Origin of the sequence: Rhizobium sp. BK619, from assembly GCF_014195245.1 — a bacterium.
GTDB lineage: Bacteria > Pseudomonadota > Alphaproteobacteria > Rhizobiales > Rhizobiaceae > Rhizobium > Rhizobium acidisoli.
On the sequence record NZ_JACIBH010000025.1, the window covers coordinates 1 to 15,832 of the forward strand.

Sequence of the window (15,832 nt, forward strand, 5' to 3'; positions counted from 1 at the left end):
TCGTCGAGATCGTTGAAGGCCTTCTTGTAGAATTCCGGCCCGCCGGTCGACAGCACGATGGAATCGAACATCGTCGCTTCCTGCCAGTTCTGGCCGCCGAGCGCCAACGGGATCACCCCCGCAGCCTTGGCCTTGTCGAGCAGCGCGATCAGATCGTCGAAACTCTTCGGCTGGGTGCCGCCGATCTTGTCCATCACCGCCTTGTTGATCCACAGCCAGTTGACCGAGTGGACGTTGACCGGGGCCGCGACCCATTTGCCGTCATAGACGGAAAACTTCTGCAGCGCCGCCGGCACCGACTTGTCCCAGCCTTCCTTCTTGGCCGTCTCGGTGAGATCACCCATGACGCCGGCCTGGGCATAATCGAGCACGGTATAGCCCAGCATCTGCGAGGCCGTCGGATAGGTGCCGGCCGCAACCATCGCCTTCAGCGCCGTCATCGCCGCATCACCGCCGCCACCGGCCACCGGAACGTCCTTCCAGGCAAAACCTTCCTTCGACAGATCCTGCTTCAGCACGTTCAAAGCCGCTGCCTCGCCGCCAGACGTCCACCAATGCAGCATCTGAACTTCCTTCACGTCGGCTGCCTGCGCCGCACCGAGGCCAGCCATCATCACGACGGCAACCGCCGCCGAGCTCAAAAACTTGCGCATGAATTTCCTCCCATTTGAAAATCGGCGGCGGGCCCTCCCTGCCGCCCGATGTTTTCCGCCGTTGCGACGGTCGACATACGGCCGCGCTCCTCTGCGCGGTTGCTAATTTAAAACGTTATAAGTCGCTGATCGTCAAGCCCTTTCTCGACTCTCGAGAAAAATATGGTTATTTCTATATATAATTGAATTTTATAGATATTTTTGATTTGGCTAACAGATCGTTAAAATTTAAAACGTTTTCATTCCTCGATTGCGCGTTGGAGTCATCGTGTTATTGTATCGCCAATTCCAGCATGGAAAGCCGAGAGTGACCGAACCGTCCCGGCCGCGAAGCGGCGAAAATCTCGAGATCACGCATAAGCGCGGCAAGCCGACCTTGCGAACGATCGCCACGATCGCCGGCCTAGCGGTGACGACGGTGTCGCGGGCGCTCTCCGATGCACCGCAGATTTCGCTGGAGACACGCCAGCGCGTGCACCGCATCGCCCGCGAGATCGGCTATCTCCCCGATCGGGCAGCACAGCGCCTGAAGACCGGCCGCACCAATGTCATCGCCATCCTGCTCGATTCGCACGAGGAGGTCGTCGGTTTCAGCACCTCGATCATGTACGGCATTGCCAAGGCGCTGAAGGAGACTTCCTACCATCTCGTCGTCGCCCCGAACTTTCTGTCGACGACCGATGTCGAGGCCGCCGAATATATCGTCCGCAACCACCTCGCCGACGGGCTGATCTTCACGCGAACCGAACCGCTCGATGCCCGCGTCCGCCTGCTGCTCGAAACCGGCTTTCCCTTCATCTGCCACGGCCGCACGGAATTTTCGACGCCGCACCCTTATGTCGACTACGACAATTTCACCTTTGCCTATGAGGCGACGCGCCGGCTGATCGCAAAGGACCGCAAGAAGGTGGCCGTGGTCCTGCCGCCGAAACGGCTGACCTTTTGCCAGCATATCCTGCACGGCTTCATGACGGCGGTGCGGGAGGCGGGCATTGCCTATGAGATCCCCGAAACGGTCGATCTCGATACGCCGGCGGATGTGCTGCGCGATTTCATCTCCAGCCGCGCCGCCGCTCCGGAAGCGCCCGATGGTTTCATCTGTCCCGGCGAGGTCTCCGCACTCGCCGTCATCAGCGGCATGAGCGACGCCGGCCGGAGACTCGCGGTCGATTACGACATCGTCGCCAAGGAAACGTCCCGCCTTCTCACCCAATTGCAGCCGAAGGTCGATACGATCCACGAGGACCTGACGGCGGCGGGCGAGGATCTCGGCCGCATGCTGCTGCAGCGCATCAACAATGCCGACACCGAAGGCCTGCATCTTCTGCTGCCGCCGCAGATCAATTTCCCGGTCGGTTAAGCCCAGGCTATTCCCAACAGGCGTGATTTGCCCTAGAAGCACGCCGTAATCCGGTCGCAGCCCACCCGGTCAAAACAAGGGATCCAAAATATGAAGACTATCGTCGTCTGCTCCGGCGGACTCGACTCCGTTTCGCTTGCCCACAAGATAGCAGCGGAACAACAGCTTATCGGCCTCGTCTCCTTCGACTACGGCCAGCGGCATCGCAAGGAACTCGACTTCGCCGCCCGGTGCGCCGCGCGCCTCGCCGTTCCCCATCATATCATCGATATATCAGCCATCGGCGGCCATCTCAGCGGATCGGCCTTGACCGATGACATCGAGGTTCCGGACGGCCATTATGCTGAGGAGACCATGAAGGCCACCGTGGTGCCGAACCGCAACGCCATCATGCTGGCCATCGCATTCGGCCTGGCGGCCGCGCAGAAGGCGGATGCCGTTGCCGTCGCCGTGCATGGCGGCGACCACTTCATCTACCCCGACTGCCGGCCGGGCTTCATCGACGCCTTCCAGCGCATGCAGAACGAGGCGCTGGACGGTTATGCCAGCGTCAGGCTGCTTGCCCCCTATGTCGAAGTGTCGAAAGCGGCGATCGTTACCGACGGCGAAAAACATGCGACGCCGTTTGCGGAAACATGGTCCTGCTACAAGGGCGGCCGGCTCCATTGCGGGCGCTGCGGAACTTGCGTCGAACGCCGCGAGGCTTTCCATCTCGCCGGCATTCCGGATCCGACGGAATATGAAGACCAGGATTTCTGGAAAGCGGCGGTGTCGCAATATTCTGCTGCGGAGGTGCGTTGATGTACCGCATCACCAAGGAGTTCCATCTCTCCGCCTCGCACCAGCTGGATCATCTGCCGGCTGACCATCAATGCGCCAGGCTGCACGGCCACAACTACATCGTGGTCGTCGAACTCTCCGCCGAAAGCCTGAATGATGACGGCTTCGTTCGCGATTATCACGACCTGTCGCCGCTCAAGCGCTACATCGACGAAGCGCTCGATCATAGGCACCTGAACGAGGTCTTCGGCCATTCGAAAGTCACCTCCGAGTTCCTGGCAAAGCATTTCTACGACTGGTGCAAAGAGCGTTTCCCGGAGACATCCTCCGTCCGCGTCAGCGAGACGCCGAAGACCTGGGCGGAGTACAGGCCGTGAGCGGAGAGACCATTCGCGTCAGCGAGATCTTCGGCCCGACCATACAGGGCGAAGGCGCGTTGATCGGGCTGCCGACAGTGTTCGTCAGGACAGGCGGCTGTGACTATCGCTGTTCCTGGTGCGACAGCCTTCATGCGGTCGACAGCGCCTTTCGGGATCAATGGCTTCCGCTGTCCGTCGAAGCGGTCTGGCAGGAGGTGACAAAGCTCTCCGGAGGCAGGCCTCTGACGGTTTCCCTTTCCGGAGGCAATCCCGCGATCCAGCCGCTCGGGCCATTGATCGAATTCGGGCATTCGCAAGGATACCGTTTCGCCCTGGAAACGCAGGGGAGCGTCGCCCGGGACTGGTTTCGCGATCTCGACATTCTGGTTTTGAGCCCCAAGCCGCCGTCAAGCGGAATGCTGACGGATTGGGATGAGGTCGACAACTGTCTCCGGCTCGCCGCCGGCGGGCCGGACATCGTCTTGAAAATCGTCGTCTTCGATGATGCCGACTATGCCTTCGCCCGGGAGGCGGGCGAGCGCTATCCCGCTATTCCCCTGTTCCTTCAGCCGGGCAACCATACACCGCCGCCGCCCGACGACGACGATGCCCGCATCGATATCGACGGCGTAATGGACCGGATGCACTGGCTCGTCGAGAAGGTGACGGCCGATCGGTGGTTTGCCCCGCGCGTACTGCCACAGTTGCACGTGCTGCTGTGGGGCAACAAACGCGGCGTCTGACCCCGCCTGAGCCTACCCCTGCGGGAAAGCAAAGACATCCACCGGCTCTCCGAGCCCGCGCAGCGGGAAGGTGCCGAGACTGTCCATGTCTTTGGCGCAGTCCGCCATTTCGACGAAGGCCCGCGACAAGAGCACCGGGCGCTTGACCTCCTTGGTCAGGCTTTCCAGCCGCGAGGCGACATTGACCGCCGGGCCGATGACGGTGAAATCGAGCCGCCGGCGTGAGCCGATATTGCCATACATCACGTCGCCGACATGCACTCCGACGCCGTAGCGCAGCGGATCGCGGCCCATGCGCACATGCTCCTCGTTCAGCTCGGCCATCGACGCCTGCCCTTCGCGGATCGCCTGCAGCAGATCGGCGCAGGCCGTTTCCTTGCTCAGCGGGAAGATCGCCAGCAATCCGTCGCCCATGAATTTCAGGATCTCGCCGCCATGCCGTTCGATCGGATCCGACATGGCATCGAAATAATCGTTGAGCAAGTGGATGACATCGTCGCGCGGCCAGAGATCGGAGATCGCCGTAAAGTCGCGCAGGTCACAGATCATGATCGCCGCGCCGACGGTGGCGCCGCTGCCGCGCGTCGTCACGCCCGACAGGATCTGCTCGCTCGCATGCGGCCCGACATAGGTCTGCAGCAGCGTACGCGCCATGATGTTCTTCAGCCTGATTTCGCTGACGAGGGTCAGGGCCGGCAGCAGATCGCGCAGGAAATCGACATGTTCGCGCTCAAAGCCGCCCGGCCGGCTGGTGGAAAATGTCGCCACATGCCGTTTGCCGAAAGTATGCTCGAGCGGCCAGGCGATATATTCGGTCAGGCCGTCGTCATGCAGTTCCTGATAGAATGAATCCAAGTCGCCTGCGGCTGTACCCTCCAGCTGCCTGCGCACCTCCTCTGCACCCTGATGGATCGCGTTGACGGGACTGGTCAGGAAATCCGGCGTGTTTTCGACGCCATAGGCGAATGTATCGATCTTCGCCTCCGCCAGTCCCTCCTTCCAGAGAAGGCGGGCACCAATCCATTGTGGGTGGTTCACCCTGAAATGCAGCGTCGCCCGCGCCACCGGCACGCCTGCCGCCAGCAGCTTCCCGCACATCTCCACCAGGATATTGTCGATGAAGCGCTCGCCGCGCGTCTCGTTCACCAGCCAGTCGAGGATCCGTCTTCTGCGGATCGGCCAGACGCCTTCGTCTGCTTCGGAAGCAGTTCCGGCCTTGTTTGGATAAGACGACATTAAAAACTCCGCTGCGCCACAATCGGCGAGGATCGACTTGATTTCCGCTGAATGTGGGCGATGGGGATGCAAATGATAAGGGCCGACTGCGATAAAGCCTCAGAAATCCCAGTCCTCGTCTTCTGTCGCGACAGCCTTGCCGATCACATAGGAGGAACCGGAGCCGGAGAAGAAATCGTGGTTCTCGTCGGCATTCGGCGAAAGCGCCGACAGGATCGCCGGATTGACCTTGCAGGCCTCGGCCGGGAAAAGCGCCTCGTAGCCGAGGTTCATCAGCGCCTTGTTGGCATTGTAATGCACGAATTTCTTGACGTCCTCGGTAAGCCCGACGCCGTCATAGAGCGCTTCGGTATATCTCGCCTCATTGTCGTAGAGTTCGAGCAAGAGGTCGAAGGCGAAATCCTTGATCTCCTGCTTTCTCTCCTCGGAAAGCCGCTCCAGTCCGCGCTGGAATTTATAGCCGATATAATAGCCGTGCACCGCCTCGTCGCGGATGATCAGCCGGATCATGTCTGCCGTGTTGGTGAGCTTGGCGCGGCTCGACCAGTACATCGGCAGGTAGAAGCCGGAATAGAACAGGAAGCTTTCGAGGAAGACGCTGGCGACCTTCTTCTTCAAGGGATCGCCGCAGCGATACTGCTCCATGATCAGCGCCGACTTGCGCTGCAGGAATTCATTCTCCTCCGACCAGCGATAGGCATCGTCGACGTCGGGCGTCGAGCAGAGCGTCGAAAAGATCGAGGAATAGGAACGCGCATGCACCGCCTCCATGAAGGAGACGTTGGAAAGCACTGCCTCCTCATGCGGGGTGACCGCATCCTCCATCAGCCCGACGGCGCCGACGCCGTTCTGGATCGTGTCGAGCAGCGTCAGACCGGTAAAGACGCGGATCGTCAGTTGCTGCTCGGCCGCCGTCAGCGTCGCCCAGGAGGGAATGTCGTTGGACAGCGGCACTTTCTCCGGCAGCCAGAAATTGCCGGTCAGCCGGTTCCAGACTTCGAGATCCTTGTCGTCTTCGATGCGGTTCCAGTTGATGGCGCGCACGCGGGAGACGGTTTTCAATTGCATGTTCATTGGGTGGTCCTTTTGAGGAATGTCCGAATCTGCCCCTCATCCGCCTGCCGGCACCTTCTCCCCGTAAACGGGGCGAAGGAGGCAAGCCGCAAGCTCTCCGTTCCCTCGCAACCTCTCGCAGGGCACGTCCCCTCTCCCCGTTTTTTACGGGGAGAGGGTTAGGGTGAGGGGCATCTTGCTGGTCCAAAGCCGAATTCAAATCACAGCGTACAAGACACACACCCCTGCACCTCGGTGCCGGACAGCGCCATCTGGCGAAGGCGGATGTAGTAGATCGTCTTGATGCCCTTCTTCCAGGCGTAGATCTGCGCCTTGTTGATGTCGCGCGTCGTCGCCGTGTCGCGGAAGAACAAGGTCAGCGACAGACCCTGGTCGACATGCTGGGTCGCCGCCGCATAGGTGTCGATGATCTTCTCCGCACCGATTTCGTAGGCGTCCTGATAATAATCGAGATTGTCGTTGGTCATGAACGGCGCCGGATAATAGACGCGGCCGATCTTGCCTTCCTTGCGGATTTCGATCTTCGAGACGATCGGATGGATCGAGGAGGTCGAGTGGTTGATATAGGAGATCGACCCGGTCGGCGGCACCGCCTGCAGATTCCGGTTATAGAGACCGGAGGCCATGACAGCCGTCTTCAGCGCTGCCCAATCTTCCTGTGTCGGAACAAGGATGCCGGCGTTATCGAACAGCGCCCGCACCTTCACCGTCGCCGGCTTCCATTCCTGCTCGGTATATTTGTCGAAATATTCGCCGGAGGCATATTTCGAGTTCTCGAACCCCTTGAAGCTGGTGCCGCGTTCGAGCGCCAGCAGATTCGAGGCGCGGATCGCGTGATAGGTCACCGTGTAGAAATAGATATTGGTGAAATCGACGCCTTCTTCGGAACCGTAAAAGATACGTTCGCGGGCGAGGTATCCGTGCAGGTTCATCTGGCCGAGGCCGATCGCGTGGCTTTCGTCATTGCCTTTCTCGATCGACGGAACCGAGGCAATATGGCTCATATCGGAAACCGCCGTCAGCGCCCGGATCGAGGTCTCGATCGTCTTACCGAAATCGGCGGAATCCATGGCGGCCGCAATGTTCAGCGAGCCGAGATTGCAGGAAATATCCTTGCCGAGATGCTTGTAGGAGAGGTCGTCATTATATTCGCTCGCCTCACTGGCCTGCAGGATCTCCGAGCAGAGATTGCTCATCGAAATACGCCCGGCGATCGGGTTCGCCCGGTTCACCGTGTCCTCGAACATGATGTAGGGATAACCGCTTTCGAACTGGATTTCGGCAAGCACCTGGAAGAATTCCCGCGCCTTGATCTTCTTCTTGGAGATGCCGGCATCTGCCACCATCTCCCGATATTTTTCCGTCACCGAAATCTCGGTAAAGGGCACACCATAGACGCGCTCGACGTCATAGGGCGAGAACAGGTACATGTCCTCGTTGTTCCTCGCGAGTTCGAAGCTGATGTCGGGCACGACGACGCCGAGCGACAGCGTCTTGATGCGGATCTTCTCGTCGGCATTCTCACGCTTGGTGTCGAGGAAGCGCATGATGTCAGGGTGATGGGCGTTGAGATAGACAGCACCCGCTCCCTGGCGGGCACCGAGCTGGTTGGCATAGGAGAAACTGTCTTCGAGCAGCTTCATCACCGGGATGATGCCCGATGACTGGTTCTCGATCTGCTTGATCGGCGCGCCGGCCTCGCGGATGTTCGTCAGCGACAGCGCCACGCCGCCGCCGCGCTTCGACAATTGCAGCGCCGAATTGATCGACCGGCCGATCGATTCCATATTGTCCTCGACCCGCAGCAGGAAGCAGGAAACCAGTTCACCGCGCTGTTTCTTGCCGGCATTGAGGAAGGTCGGCGTCGCCGGCTGGAAACGGCCGGAAATGATCTCGTCGACCATGTCGCGGGCAAGGGCCTCGTCGCCACGCGCCAAAGTGAGCGCGACCATGCAGATGCGATCCTCGTAGCGCTCGAGATAGCGCTTTCCGTCGAAGGTCTTCAGCGTATAGCTGGTGTAATATTTGAAGGCGCCGAGGAAAGTCGGAAAACGGAATTTCCTGGCATAGGCCTGGTCGAACAGGTCGCGGACGAAATTGAAGGAATATTGGTCGAGAACCTCCTGCTCGTAATAGCCCTCGGTCACGAGGTAATCGAGCTTTTCCCTCAGATTGTGAAAGAACACGGTGTTCTGGTTCACATGCTGCAGGAAATACTGCTTCGCCGCCATGCGGTCCTTGTCGAGCTGGATCCTGCCCTCATCGTCATAGAGGTTCAGCATGGCGTTCAGCGCGTGATAATCGAGCGCTTCCGCCGCTTTCAAAGGGCGTTCGCCGGCGGGATGAGCAAAACTGTTATGCGATTTTGCGCCCGCATCCCGCGTCAGAGTTGTTCCCGTGTCCAAAATCGTTCCATTCCGTGTTTGACGTTGGCGACATCCTCCTCCGTGCCGATGAGCTCGAACCTGTAGAGGTACGGCACCCGGCATTTCTGCGAGATCACGTCGCCGGCGAGCCCGTATGTCTCGCCGAAATTGCTGTTGCCCGCGGCAATCACGCCACGAATGTGTCCTCGGTTCTCCGCATCGTTCAAGAAACGGATCACCTGCTTGGGAACGGCGCCCTTTATGATCCCTGGGCCGTCGCCGCCGCTATAGGTCGGCACAACAAGCACGAAGGGTTCGCGGATATGGAACGCATCCGCACTGCCCGCCGGAATGCGCGCCGCGCGCAGTCCGAGCCTGGCAACGAAGCGATGGGTATTTTCGGATCGGCTGGAATAATAGACGATCAGCCCCATCGCCTTTTTCCTCGGTCAGGAGAGCGCGCTGATCATATCGGGGCGGAAACCCGCCCAATGCCGCTCGCCGGCGATCACGACCGGCGCCTGCATGTAGCCGAGGCTGCGGACACGATCGAGCGCTTCGGCATCCTCGGAGATATCGACGATGTCGTAATCGACGCCCAGCCGGTCGAGGGCGCGATAGGTGGCAGTGCATTGGACGCAGGCGGGTTTGCTGTAGACGGTAACGCTCATCATGTTCCTCGTGATGTCAAAGAATTCAGGACGCAAGACAGGGATCGGGCGCCTTGCGGCGTCCGGGGCAACGCTTGATAGTGATCTGCAAGTCGGCGCTTTAAACGCCTGAGACGTTCCCTTTCGGGATTTGCGCGGGCGGCGGCCTTGATATTCTGGACATGACTTCAACCCCGAAGTGCTCATGCGGACGTTCGGGGCAGCGCAACAGGCGCGGATCATTCCGCTGTCATGCACGCGACCTTCCGGACACCCCGCCCGTGGACATCTAGTTCAAGGCAGGTCTCCTGGCTTGCGGGTCGAAGCACCCTGCCCCAGCCTTCCCGAGGCATCATGCCTCAGTGACCTGAAATCGGACAGTTGCTCGCCGCTCACAGTTGCGGGGGCAGCTCCGGCCTTGTTGCGCCGTCATGGCGAAACGCACCGTATTCCCGTCTTAGCCCGCGATCCGACACGAATCGAAGGAACCTTGAACACTAGATATAGTACGCGAATCAAAAATCACGTCAACGGATGGTTTGTGCGTTGCGTTACGGCAGGTTTGAAATCACTGCGTTCCAGTGAAAAACATGGATAACGAAGGCTTAAGCAAAAGAGGCTGTGGAGAAGGCCGGAACGAAGAGCGCCGGCCTGTAGCCGCTCTCAATTCGATGGCAAACCTCCCTCCACGTCATCCTCGGCCTTGTGCCGAGGATCTGCTGCCAATCGACCGAAGGCAGATGCCCGGGACAAGCCCGAGCATGACGAAAGAGGGGCTGGCGCCCGTTGTCAGTGGTCTATGCCACTCTTCAGATGACCAGCGACGCAAGGACAGTATCGGATGTTTACATCCTTATCCGAAGCAGCCTGAGCGCATTGATCGTCACCAGCACGGTGGCGCCGGTATCGGCGAGAATCGCCGGCCAGAGCCCGGTGATGCCGGCAATCGTCGTCACCAGGAACACTGCCTTCAGTCCCAGCGCGATGCTGATATTCTGCAGGATATTGCGCATCGTCCGTTTGGACAGTTCGATCATCCGCGCCACGTCGCCGACGCGCCCATGCAGCACGGCGGCATCCGCCGTCTCCAGCGCCACATCGGTGCCGCCGCCCATGGCGATGCCGATATCGGCAGCGGCCAGCGCCGGCGCATCGTTGATGCCATCGCCGACCTTGGCGACGATGAAGCCCTGGCCCTTCAATTCGCCGACGACCCGCTGTTTATCCTCAGGCATCATCTCGCCGCGCCAGTCGATGCCGAGCATGCCGGCAACGGCTGCTGCCGTCCGCTTGTTGTCGCCCGTCAGCATCATTGTATTGACGCCGGCCGACTTGAGCGTGGAAAGCCCGGTCTTGGCATCCTCGCGCGGCTCGTCGCGCATGGCGATAAGGCCGACCGCAACACCATTGACGAGCAGCACCGATACGCTCTTGCCCTCGTCGTTCAGAACAGTAATGCGTGCATCCTTGTCGCCATCGAGTGCTCCGCGCTCGCGGGCAGCGGACGGCGACAGCAGATCCAGCGTCTCGCCGCCAACTTTGCCGCTGACGCCCTTGCCTGGCAGCGCCTCCAGCTCGAAGGCCGGCGGCACGGGAAGGCCGTCGGCCTTGGCGCGGTTGAGGATCGCCAGCGCCAAGGGGTGGCTGGAGCCCTGCTCCAGCACTGCTGCGCGCGACAAGATCTGCGCCTCACTCAATCCGAAGGAAACGATGTCGGTCACCTGAGGCTTGCCTTCGGTTAGCGTGCCTGTCTTGTCGAAGGCGACCATCGTCACCTTGCCGAGCGTTTCCAATACCGCGCCGCCCTTCATCAGCAGCCCGCGCCGCGCGCCTGCTGAAAGCGAGGCGGCAATCGCCGCCGGCGTCGAGATGACCAGCGCGCAAGGGCAACCGATCAGCAGAATGGCAAGGCCCTTATAGACCCATTCGTTCCATACGCCGCTGAGCAGCAGCGGCGGAACGACCGCGACCAGGGCTGCAACCACCACCACGCCCGGCGTGTAATAACGCGAGAACCGATCGATGAAACGTTCCGTCGGCGCCTTCGATTCCTGCGCCTCTTCCACCAGCTTGACGACGCGGGCGATGGTATTGTCGGCAGCGGCCGCCGTGACGCGAACCTTGAGCACCGCATCGCCATTCACCGTTCCGGCAAAGACGACGGCATCGACACCCTTTCGCACCGGCGTGCTCTCGCCCGTTACCGGCGCCTCGTCGATCGCGCTCTCGCCCGAGACGATGATGCCATCCGCCGAGATGCGGTCGCCCGGACGCACCATGATGATCGCGCCGACGGCGAGGCTTTCCGCCGGAACCTCCCGCGTCTGACCATTGTCTTCCAGCAGCGCATTCTTCGGCACCAGAGCCGTCAGCGACTGGATGCTTTCGCGCGCCTTGCCGGCCGCGACACCTTCCAGCAGCTCGCCGACGAGGAAAAGGAACACGACGGTCGCCGCCTCCTCGCCCGCATTGATGATGACGGCGCCGACGGCGGCGATCGTCATCAGCATTTCGATCGAAAACGGCGTGCCGGAGAGAGCCGCCATGACAGCGCGCCGCGCGATCGGCACCAAGCCGACCAGCATGGCGACGATGAAGGCATAGGATCCGATCGCCGGCACCAGATGGCCGATGGCATAGGCGGCAATGAGCGCTGCACCCGAGAGGATGGTCAGCCGGCCCTTCTTGCTCTGCCACCAGGGACCGGTCGTCGGCCCATGGTCGTGTCCATGCAGACCTTCGATTTCCTTCTCGCCATGGTCATGATCGTGACCTGCGTGATCATGGCCGGTATGATCATGACCTTCGTGATCGTCATGGTCGTGATCGTGATGATCGTGCGAACCATGGTCCCGCGCCGGCGCTGCGCTTCCGGCAAAGGGCGAGACCGAATAACCGAGCCCCGTCACCTTCTTCTCGATCGCCTTGAGGTCGCTGCTGCCGTCATGCCGGACGGTCATCGTTCCCGCCATCACCGAGACGGAAACATCGGCGACCCCGGCCACGCGCCTGACCGCGGTATCGATCTTGCTCGCGCAGGCGGCGCAATCCATGCCGCCGACCCGGTATCGTGTCTCGCTCGTCTCAGCCATGATCCGTTTCCTTGTCAAACAGAAGCATCCCTCCTACATCCTCTAGCGACTAGAGGTGCAAGAGGAAAATCATGAAAAAGATCACGATCGGTGAAGCGGCTCGCCGGAGCGGGGTCAAAGTGCCGACGGTGCGTTATTATGAGAGCATCGGCCTGCTCGCGGCGCCGAGCCGCAGCGAAGGCAACCAGCGCTCCTTCGAACCTGCCGATATCAGCCGGCTTGCCTTCATCCGCCATGCCCGCGAACTCGGCTTCGAGATCGAAGCGATCCGCACGCTGCTGACCCTGCAGGATGATCCGCACCAGTCCTGCGCCTCCGCCGATGCCATCGCCAAGGCTCGTCTCGTCGAAGTCGAGCAGCGCATCCGCAGCCTGATGGCTTTGAAGGCCGAGCTGGAAACCATGGTGGAAGGCTGCGGCCACGGCCGCGTCGACCAATGCCGTGTCATCGAGGTTCTCGCCGACCACGGCCAGTGCACGCATTCGCATCACTGATCCCGCCCTTGCAGGCAAGGCGCAGCCGCGCCAAAACGGCACCAGAAAGAATCGGGCAAAGACATCCATGAGCCAGAAGCGAATTGCCATCATCGGCGGCGGCCCGGCGGGCCTGGCGGCCGCCGAGCTGCTCTCGCTCTCGGGCCATGCGGTGACGGTCTACGACGCCATGCCGACTTTCGCCCGCAAATTTCTGCTGGCCGGAAAATCGGGGCTGAACATCACCCATTCCGAGGATTATGCCCGTTTCGCCACGCGCTTCGGTACCGCCTCTGCCCGGCTGCGGCCGGCTCTCGATGCCTTTACCCCTGGCGATATCAGGGATTGGGCGACAGGCCTCGGCACGGAGACCTTCGTCGGCTCGTCCGGCCGGGTCTTCCCGACGGTGATGAAAGCCTCTCCCTTGCTGCGCGCCTGGCTCAGACGATTGGAGGCGCAGGGCACGACGCTGCGCACCCGCCACCGCTGGATCGGTTTTGCCGAGGAGGGTCTCGCTTTCGAAACGCCGGAAGGGCGCAGCATCGTCCATTGCGACGCCGCCCTGCTGGCGCTCGGCGGCGCAAGCTGGCCGCGCCTCGGCTCGGATGCGGGCTGGCTGCCGTGGTTATCGGAGAAGGGTGTCGAGATCGACGCCTTCCAGCCCGCCAATTGCGGCTTCGTCGTCGGCTGGAGCGAAAACTTCCGCGAGCGTTTCGCCGGCGAGCCGGTGAAATCGGTCACCGCCACCTCCGAAGCCGGGACATTGCCCGGCGAATTCGTCATCACCACAACCGGTATCGAAGGCAGTCTGGTGTATGCCCATGCGGCGAGCCTCCGCGACCGGCTGCTGGACCGCGGCAGCGCGGCCCTGACGCTCGACCTCGCCCCGGGCCGGACAGTGGAAAGGCTGGCCCGCGATCTCGCGCGGCAGGACGCCAAATCGAGCTTTTCAACCCGCCTGCGCAAGGGCGCCAGCCTCGACGGCGTCAAGGCGGCATTGCTGCGGGAACTCGCTCCCGAGCGCGACAGAGCCGATCCCGGCCGTCTCGCCGGCCTGATCAAGGCCCTGCCGGTGCCGGTTCTCGAGACAAGGCCGATCGGCGAGGCGATCTCCTCGGCCGGCGGCATCCGCTGGAGCGGCATCGACGACGGCTTCATGTTGAAGGCGCTGCCGGGCACCTTCGTCGCCGGCGAGATGCTTGACTGGGAGGCGCCGACCGGCGGCTACCTCCTTACCGCCTGCCTTGCGACCGGCCGGGCCGCTGCGCGCGGCATCGAGGCCTGGCTGCAAGGATAGGCCCTGGCGCGCGCCGGCACTGAACAGCAAGCAAGACCTCCTTCGATTAGGCCGAGGCTGGATGAAACGTCATGACAAGGCCATTCATGCAGTAGCGAAGCCCGGTTGGCTTCGGACCATCATCGAAGACATGGCCGAGATGGCCGCCACAGCGGCCGCAATGGACTGCCGTGCGCGCCATCCCGAAAGTGGTGTCGTTTGTGGTGCCGACGGCATGGTCGAGCGGTGCCCAAAAGCTCGGCCAGCCGGTGCCGCTGTCGAATTTGGTCGCCGAGGAAAAGAGCTTCTGGTCGCAGCCGACACAGGCGAAGATGCCCTTTCGCTCCTCATGCAGCAGGGCACTGGTGAAGGGATTTTCCGTGCCCGCCTGACGCAGGATGACAAATTGATCCGGCGTCAGCAGCTTGCGCCATTCATCCTCTGTGTGCGTCACCGCAAACGTCTCGCCGGCGATCGCCTTGCCGGCCCCCAAGCGAACCGCAAGCCCGCCGAAAGCGGCACCCATCAGCAACAATCGTCTGTTTAACATGGTCGGGATCTCCTCGCCCTGCAAAGCTGTTTCTGCACAGAACTACGGGCGAGAGCGGTCTTTTGTTACACTGTCGGCGTTCGAACACCGAAATGTGATTTCTGCCCCCTTCGCCTGAAAAACCCGCAGGCCGATGGCCGTCCGGGACCGGCCGATTGCAAACCGGCCGCTTTTCCATCAGACTATGCTGAAGTTCCGTGGGAGGAGCCGATGCACGAACACTCAGCACACGCCGAGCATGTCTACACCTCTGCCCAGCGCGATTCCGCCGCGGCCAGTTCTCCGGTTGTCGCCTCCTGGCGGCGATGCATGACCATGCATCAGCTCGCTCCGGAAGACGAACGGGCGCCACTGCGCGTTACCGATGAGGAATTCCGCCGTGCCCGCGAACAGTCCGGGCAGTTGATCGCCAGCGCGACCGAAGAACTCGATCGTCTCTTCACCACCGTCGGCAAAGCCGGCTGCTGCCTGCTTCTGACCGACAGGAATGGCATTGCCTTGGAGCGCCGGGGGGCTGCCGGCGACGACAAGGAGTTTCACGAACTCGGCCTGTGGACCGGCTCGGTCTGGACCGAGGCGAGCATCGGCACCAACGGCATCGGCACCGCGCTTGCCGACGAACGCGCCGTCGCCATCTTCCGCGACCAGCATTTCTTCTGCGCCAATACCAGCCTCAGCTGCACCACGGCACCGATCCGCGATCACCGTGGCCGGGTGGCCGCAGCCCTCGATATTTCCACCTGCCGCGAAGACGTCAACGAGATGACGCTGACGATCCTGACGCAGACCGTGCGCGATGCGGCGATGCGCATCGAGCTCAACCTCTTCCGTTCGGCTTTTCCCAGCGCCCGTTTCCTGATGGTCCCGGCCGGCGTCAATTCCGCCGCCGCCCTGCTTGCCGTCGACCGGCACGATCTGGTGCTGGGCGCAACGCGCGCTGCCCGCATCGCGCTGCAGCTGGACGACAAGCGAATCGCCGCCGGCATTCCGGCGGCCGATGCCCTGCATGAGGCTGGAGTCTCGCAGCAGGAGGAGATCGTCGAGGCGGAAAAAGCAGCTCTGTTGCGGGCGCTGTCGCGCACCAGCGGCAACGTCTCGCAGGCGGCCGTCGCCCTCGGCATTAGCCGCGCCACCCTGCATCGGAAGATGAAGAAGTTCGACCTGCACTGACGAATGCATGTCGCCCGGAAGTGTGCAGCGGTTCCGGGATAACGACATGC

The 15,832-nt window shown here is 61.6% G+C and carries 15 protein-coding genes and 1 riboswitch; of the genes, 7 read left to right on the forward strand and 8 right to left on the reverse strand.

Annotated features, from left to right (window positions below; genetic code table 11):
* Positions 1 to 653, reverse strand: a 653-nt coding sequence (locus FHX14_RS31990; protein ID WP_184381091.1) for an ABC transporter substrate-binding protein, incomplete at its 3' end; no start/stop codon positions are given.
* 307 nt (positions 654 to 960) lie between these two features.
* Here FHX14_RS31990 and FHX14_RS31995 point away from each other — a divergent pair.
* From FHX14_RS31995 to queE, 4 genes are all read left to right on the forward strand, one after another.
* A complete protein-coding gene (locus tag FHX14_RS31995) occupies positions 961 to 2,013 on the forward strand; it encodes a LacI family transcriptional regulator (protein ID WP_037073444.1) in 1,053 nt (350 codons plus the stop codon).
* Between the two features lie 90 nt (positions 2,014 to 2,103).
* On the forward strand, positions 2,104 to 2,814 hold the full coding sequence (gene queC, locus FHX14_RS32000; RefSeq protein ID WP_003590077.1) for a 7-cyano-7-deazaguanine synthase QueC: 711 nt from the start codon (positions 2,104 to 2,106) through the stop codon (positions 2,812 to 2,814).
* Positions 2,814 to 3,170, forward strand: coding sequence for a 6-carboxytetrahydropterin synthase QueD (gene queD, locus FHX14_RS32005; RefSeq protein WP_003590075.1), 357 nt, complete (start codon positions 2,814 to 2,816; stop codon positions 3,168 to 3,170). The genes queC and queD overlap by 1 nt, the downstream gene beginning before the upstream one ends.
* Positions 3,167 to 3,895 (forward strand): 7-carboxy-7-deazaguanine synthase QueE, encoded by a 729-nt coding sequence (gene queE / locus FHX14_RS32010; protein ID WP_003590072.1) that lies wholly within the window; start codon positions 3,167 to 3,169, stop codon positions 3,893 to 3,895. The genes queD and queE overlap by 4 nt, the downstream gene beginning before the upstream one ends.
* A gap of 12 nt (positions 3,896 to 3,907) precedes the next feature.
* On the opposite strand, the gene FHX14_RS32015 is transcribed toward queE, so the two are convergent.
* From FHX14_RS32015 to FHX14_RS32040, 6 genes are all read right to left on the reverse strand, one after another.
* Positions 3,908 to 5,131: an adenylate/guanylate cyclase domain-containing protein gene (locus FHX14_RS32015; protein WP_179612134.1), complete on the reverse strand. Its 1,224-nt coding sequence runs from the start codon at positions 5,129 to 5,131 to the stop codon at positions 3,908 to 3,910.
* Positions 5,132 to 5,230: 99 nt separating this feature from the next.
* On the reverse strand, positions 5,231 to 6,205 hold the full coding sequence (nrdF, locus tag FHX14_RS32020) for a class 1b ribonucleoside-diphosphate reductase subunit beta (protein WP_003590068.1): 975 nt from the start codon (positions 6,203 to 6,205) through the stop codon (positions 5,231 to 5,233).
* Positions 6,206 to 6,405: 200 nt separating this feature from the next.
* Positions 6,406 to 8,610, reverse strand: a complete 2,205-nt coding sequence (gene nrdE / locus FHX14_RS32025; protein WP_179612133.1) for a class 1b ribonucleoside-diphosphate reductase subunit alpha — start codon at positions 8,608 to 8,610, stop codon at positions 6,406 to 6,408.
* Positions 8,589 to 9,005 carry a class Ib ribonucleoside-diphosphate reductase assembly flavoprotein NrdI gene (nrdI, locus tag FHX14_RS32030; RefSeq protein WP_184381093.1) on the reverse strand — a complete coding sequence of 139 codons (417 nt, stop codon included), beginning with the start codon at positions 9,003 to 9,005 and terminating at the stop codon, positions 8,589 to 8,591. Before nrdI ends, nrdE begins: the two co-directional genes overlap by 22 nt.
* Before the next feature lie 15 nt (positions 9,006 to 9,020).
* Positions 9,021 to 9,242 carry a glutaredoxin-like protein NrdH gene (gene nrdH, locus FHX14_RS32035; protein ID WP_012559071.1) on the reverse strand — a complete coding sequence of 74 codons (222 nt, stop codon included), beginning with the start codon at positions 9,240 to 9,242 and terminating at the stop codon, positions 9,021 to 9,023.
* Positions 9,243 to 9,501: 259 nt separating this feature from the next.
* Positions 9,502 to 9,729: riboswitch (cobalamin riboswitch) on the reverse strand.
* Between the two features lie 337 nt (positions 9,730 to 10,066).
* Positions 10,067 to 12,313 carry a heavy metal translocating P-type ATPase gene (locus tag FHX14_RS32040; RefSeq protein ID WP_184381095.1) on the reverse strand — a complete coding sequence of 749 codons (2,247 nt, stop codon included), beginning with the start codon at positions 12,311 to 12,313 and terminating at the stop codon, positions 10,067 to 10,069.
* A gap of 71 nt (positions 12,314 to 12,384) precedes the next feature.
* Between FHX14_RS32040 and FHX14_RS32045 the strand changes: the two genes are divergently transcribed.
* Both FHX14_RS32045 and FHX14_RS32050 read left to right on the forward strand, forming a co-directional pair.
* Positions 12,385 to 12,807, forward strand: coding sequence for a helix-turn-helix domain-containing protein (locus FHX14_RS32045; RefSeq protein ID WP_106797747.1), 423 nt, complete (start codon positions 12,385 to 12,387; stop codon positions 12,805 to 12,807).
* A 67-nt stretch (positions 12,808 to 12,874) separates the two neighbouring features.
* A complete protein-coding gene (locus FHX14_RS32050) occupies positions 12,875 to 14,083 on the forward strand; it encodes a TIGR03862 family flavoprotein (RefSeq protein WP_184381097.1) in 1,209 nt (402 codons plus the stop codon).
* Positions 14,084 to 14,129: 46 nt separating this feature from the next.
* Here FHX14_RS32050 and msrB read toward each other — a convergent pair whose 3' ends face one another.
* The gene (gene msrB / locus FHX14_RS32055; RefSeq protein ID WP_012559075.1) at positions 14,130 to 14,612 is read right to left on the reverse strand and encodes a peptide-methionine (R)-S-oxide reductase MsrB; all 483 of its coding nucleotides are present in this window, start codon (positions 14,610 to 14,612) and stop codon (positions 14,130 to 14,132) included.
* A 210-nt stretch (positions 14,613 to 14,822) separates the two neighbouring features.
* Here msrB and FHX14_RS32060 point away from each other — a divergent pair, with 210 nt between their 5' ends.
* On the forward strand, positions 14,823 to 15,782 hold the full coding sequence (locus FHX14_RS32060) for a helix-turn-helix domain-containing protein (protein ID WP_184381099.1): 960 nt from the start codon (positions 14,823 to 14,825) through the stop codon (positions 15,780 to 15,782).
* Positions 15,783 to 15,832: the final 50 nt, after the last annotated feature.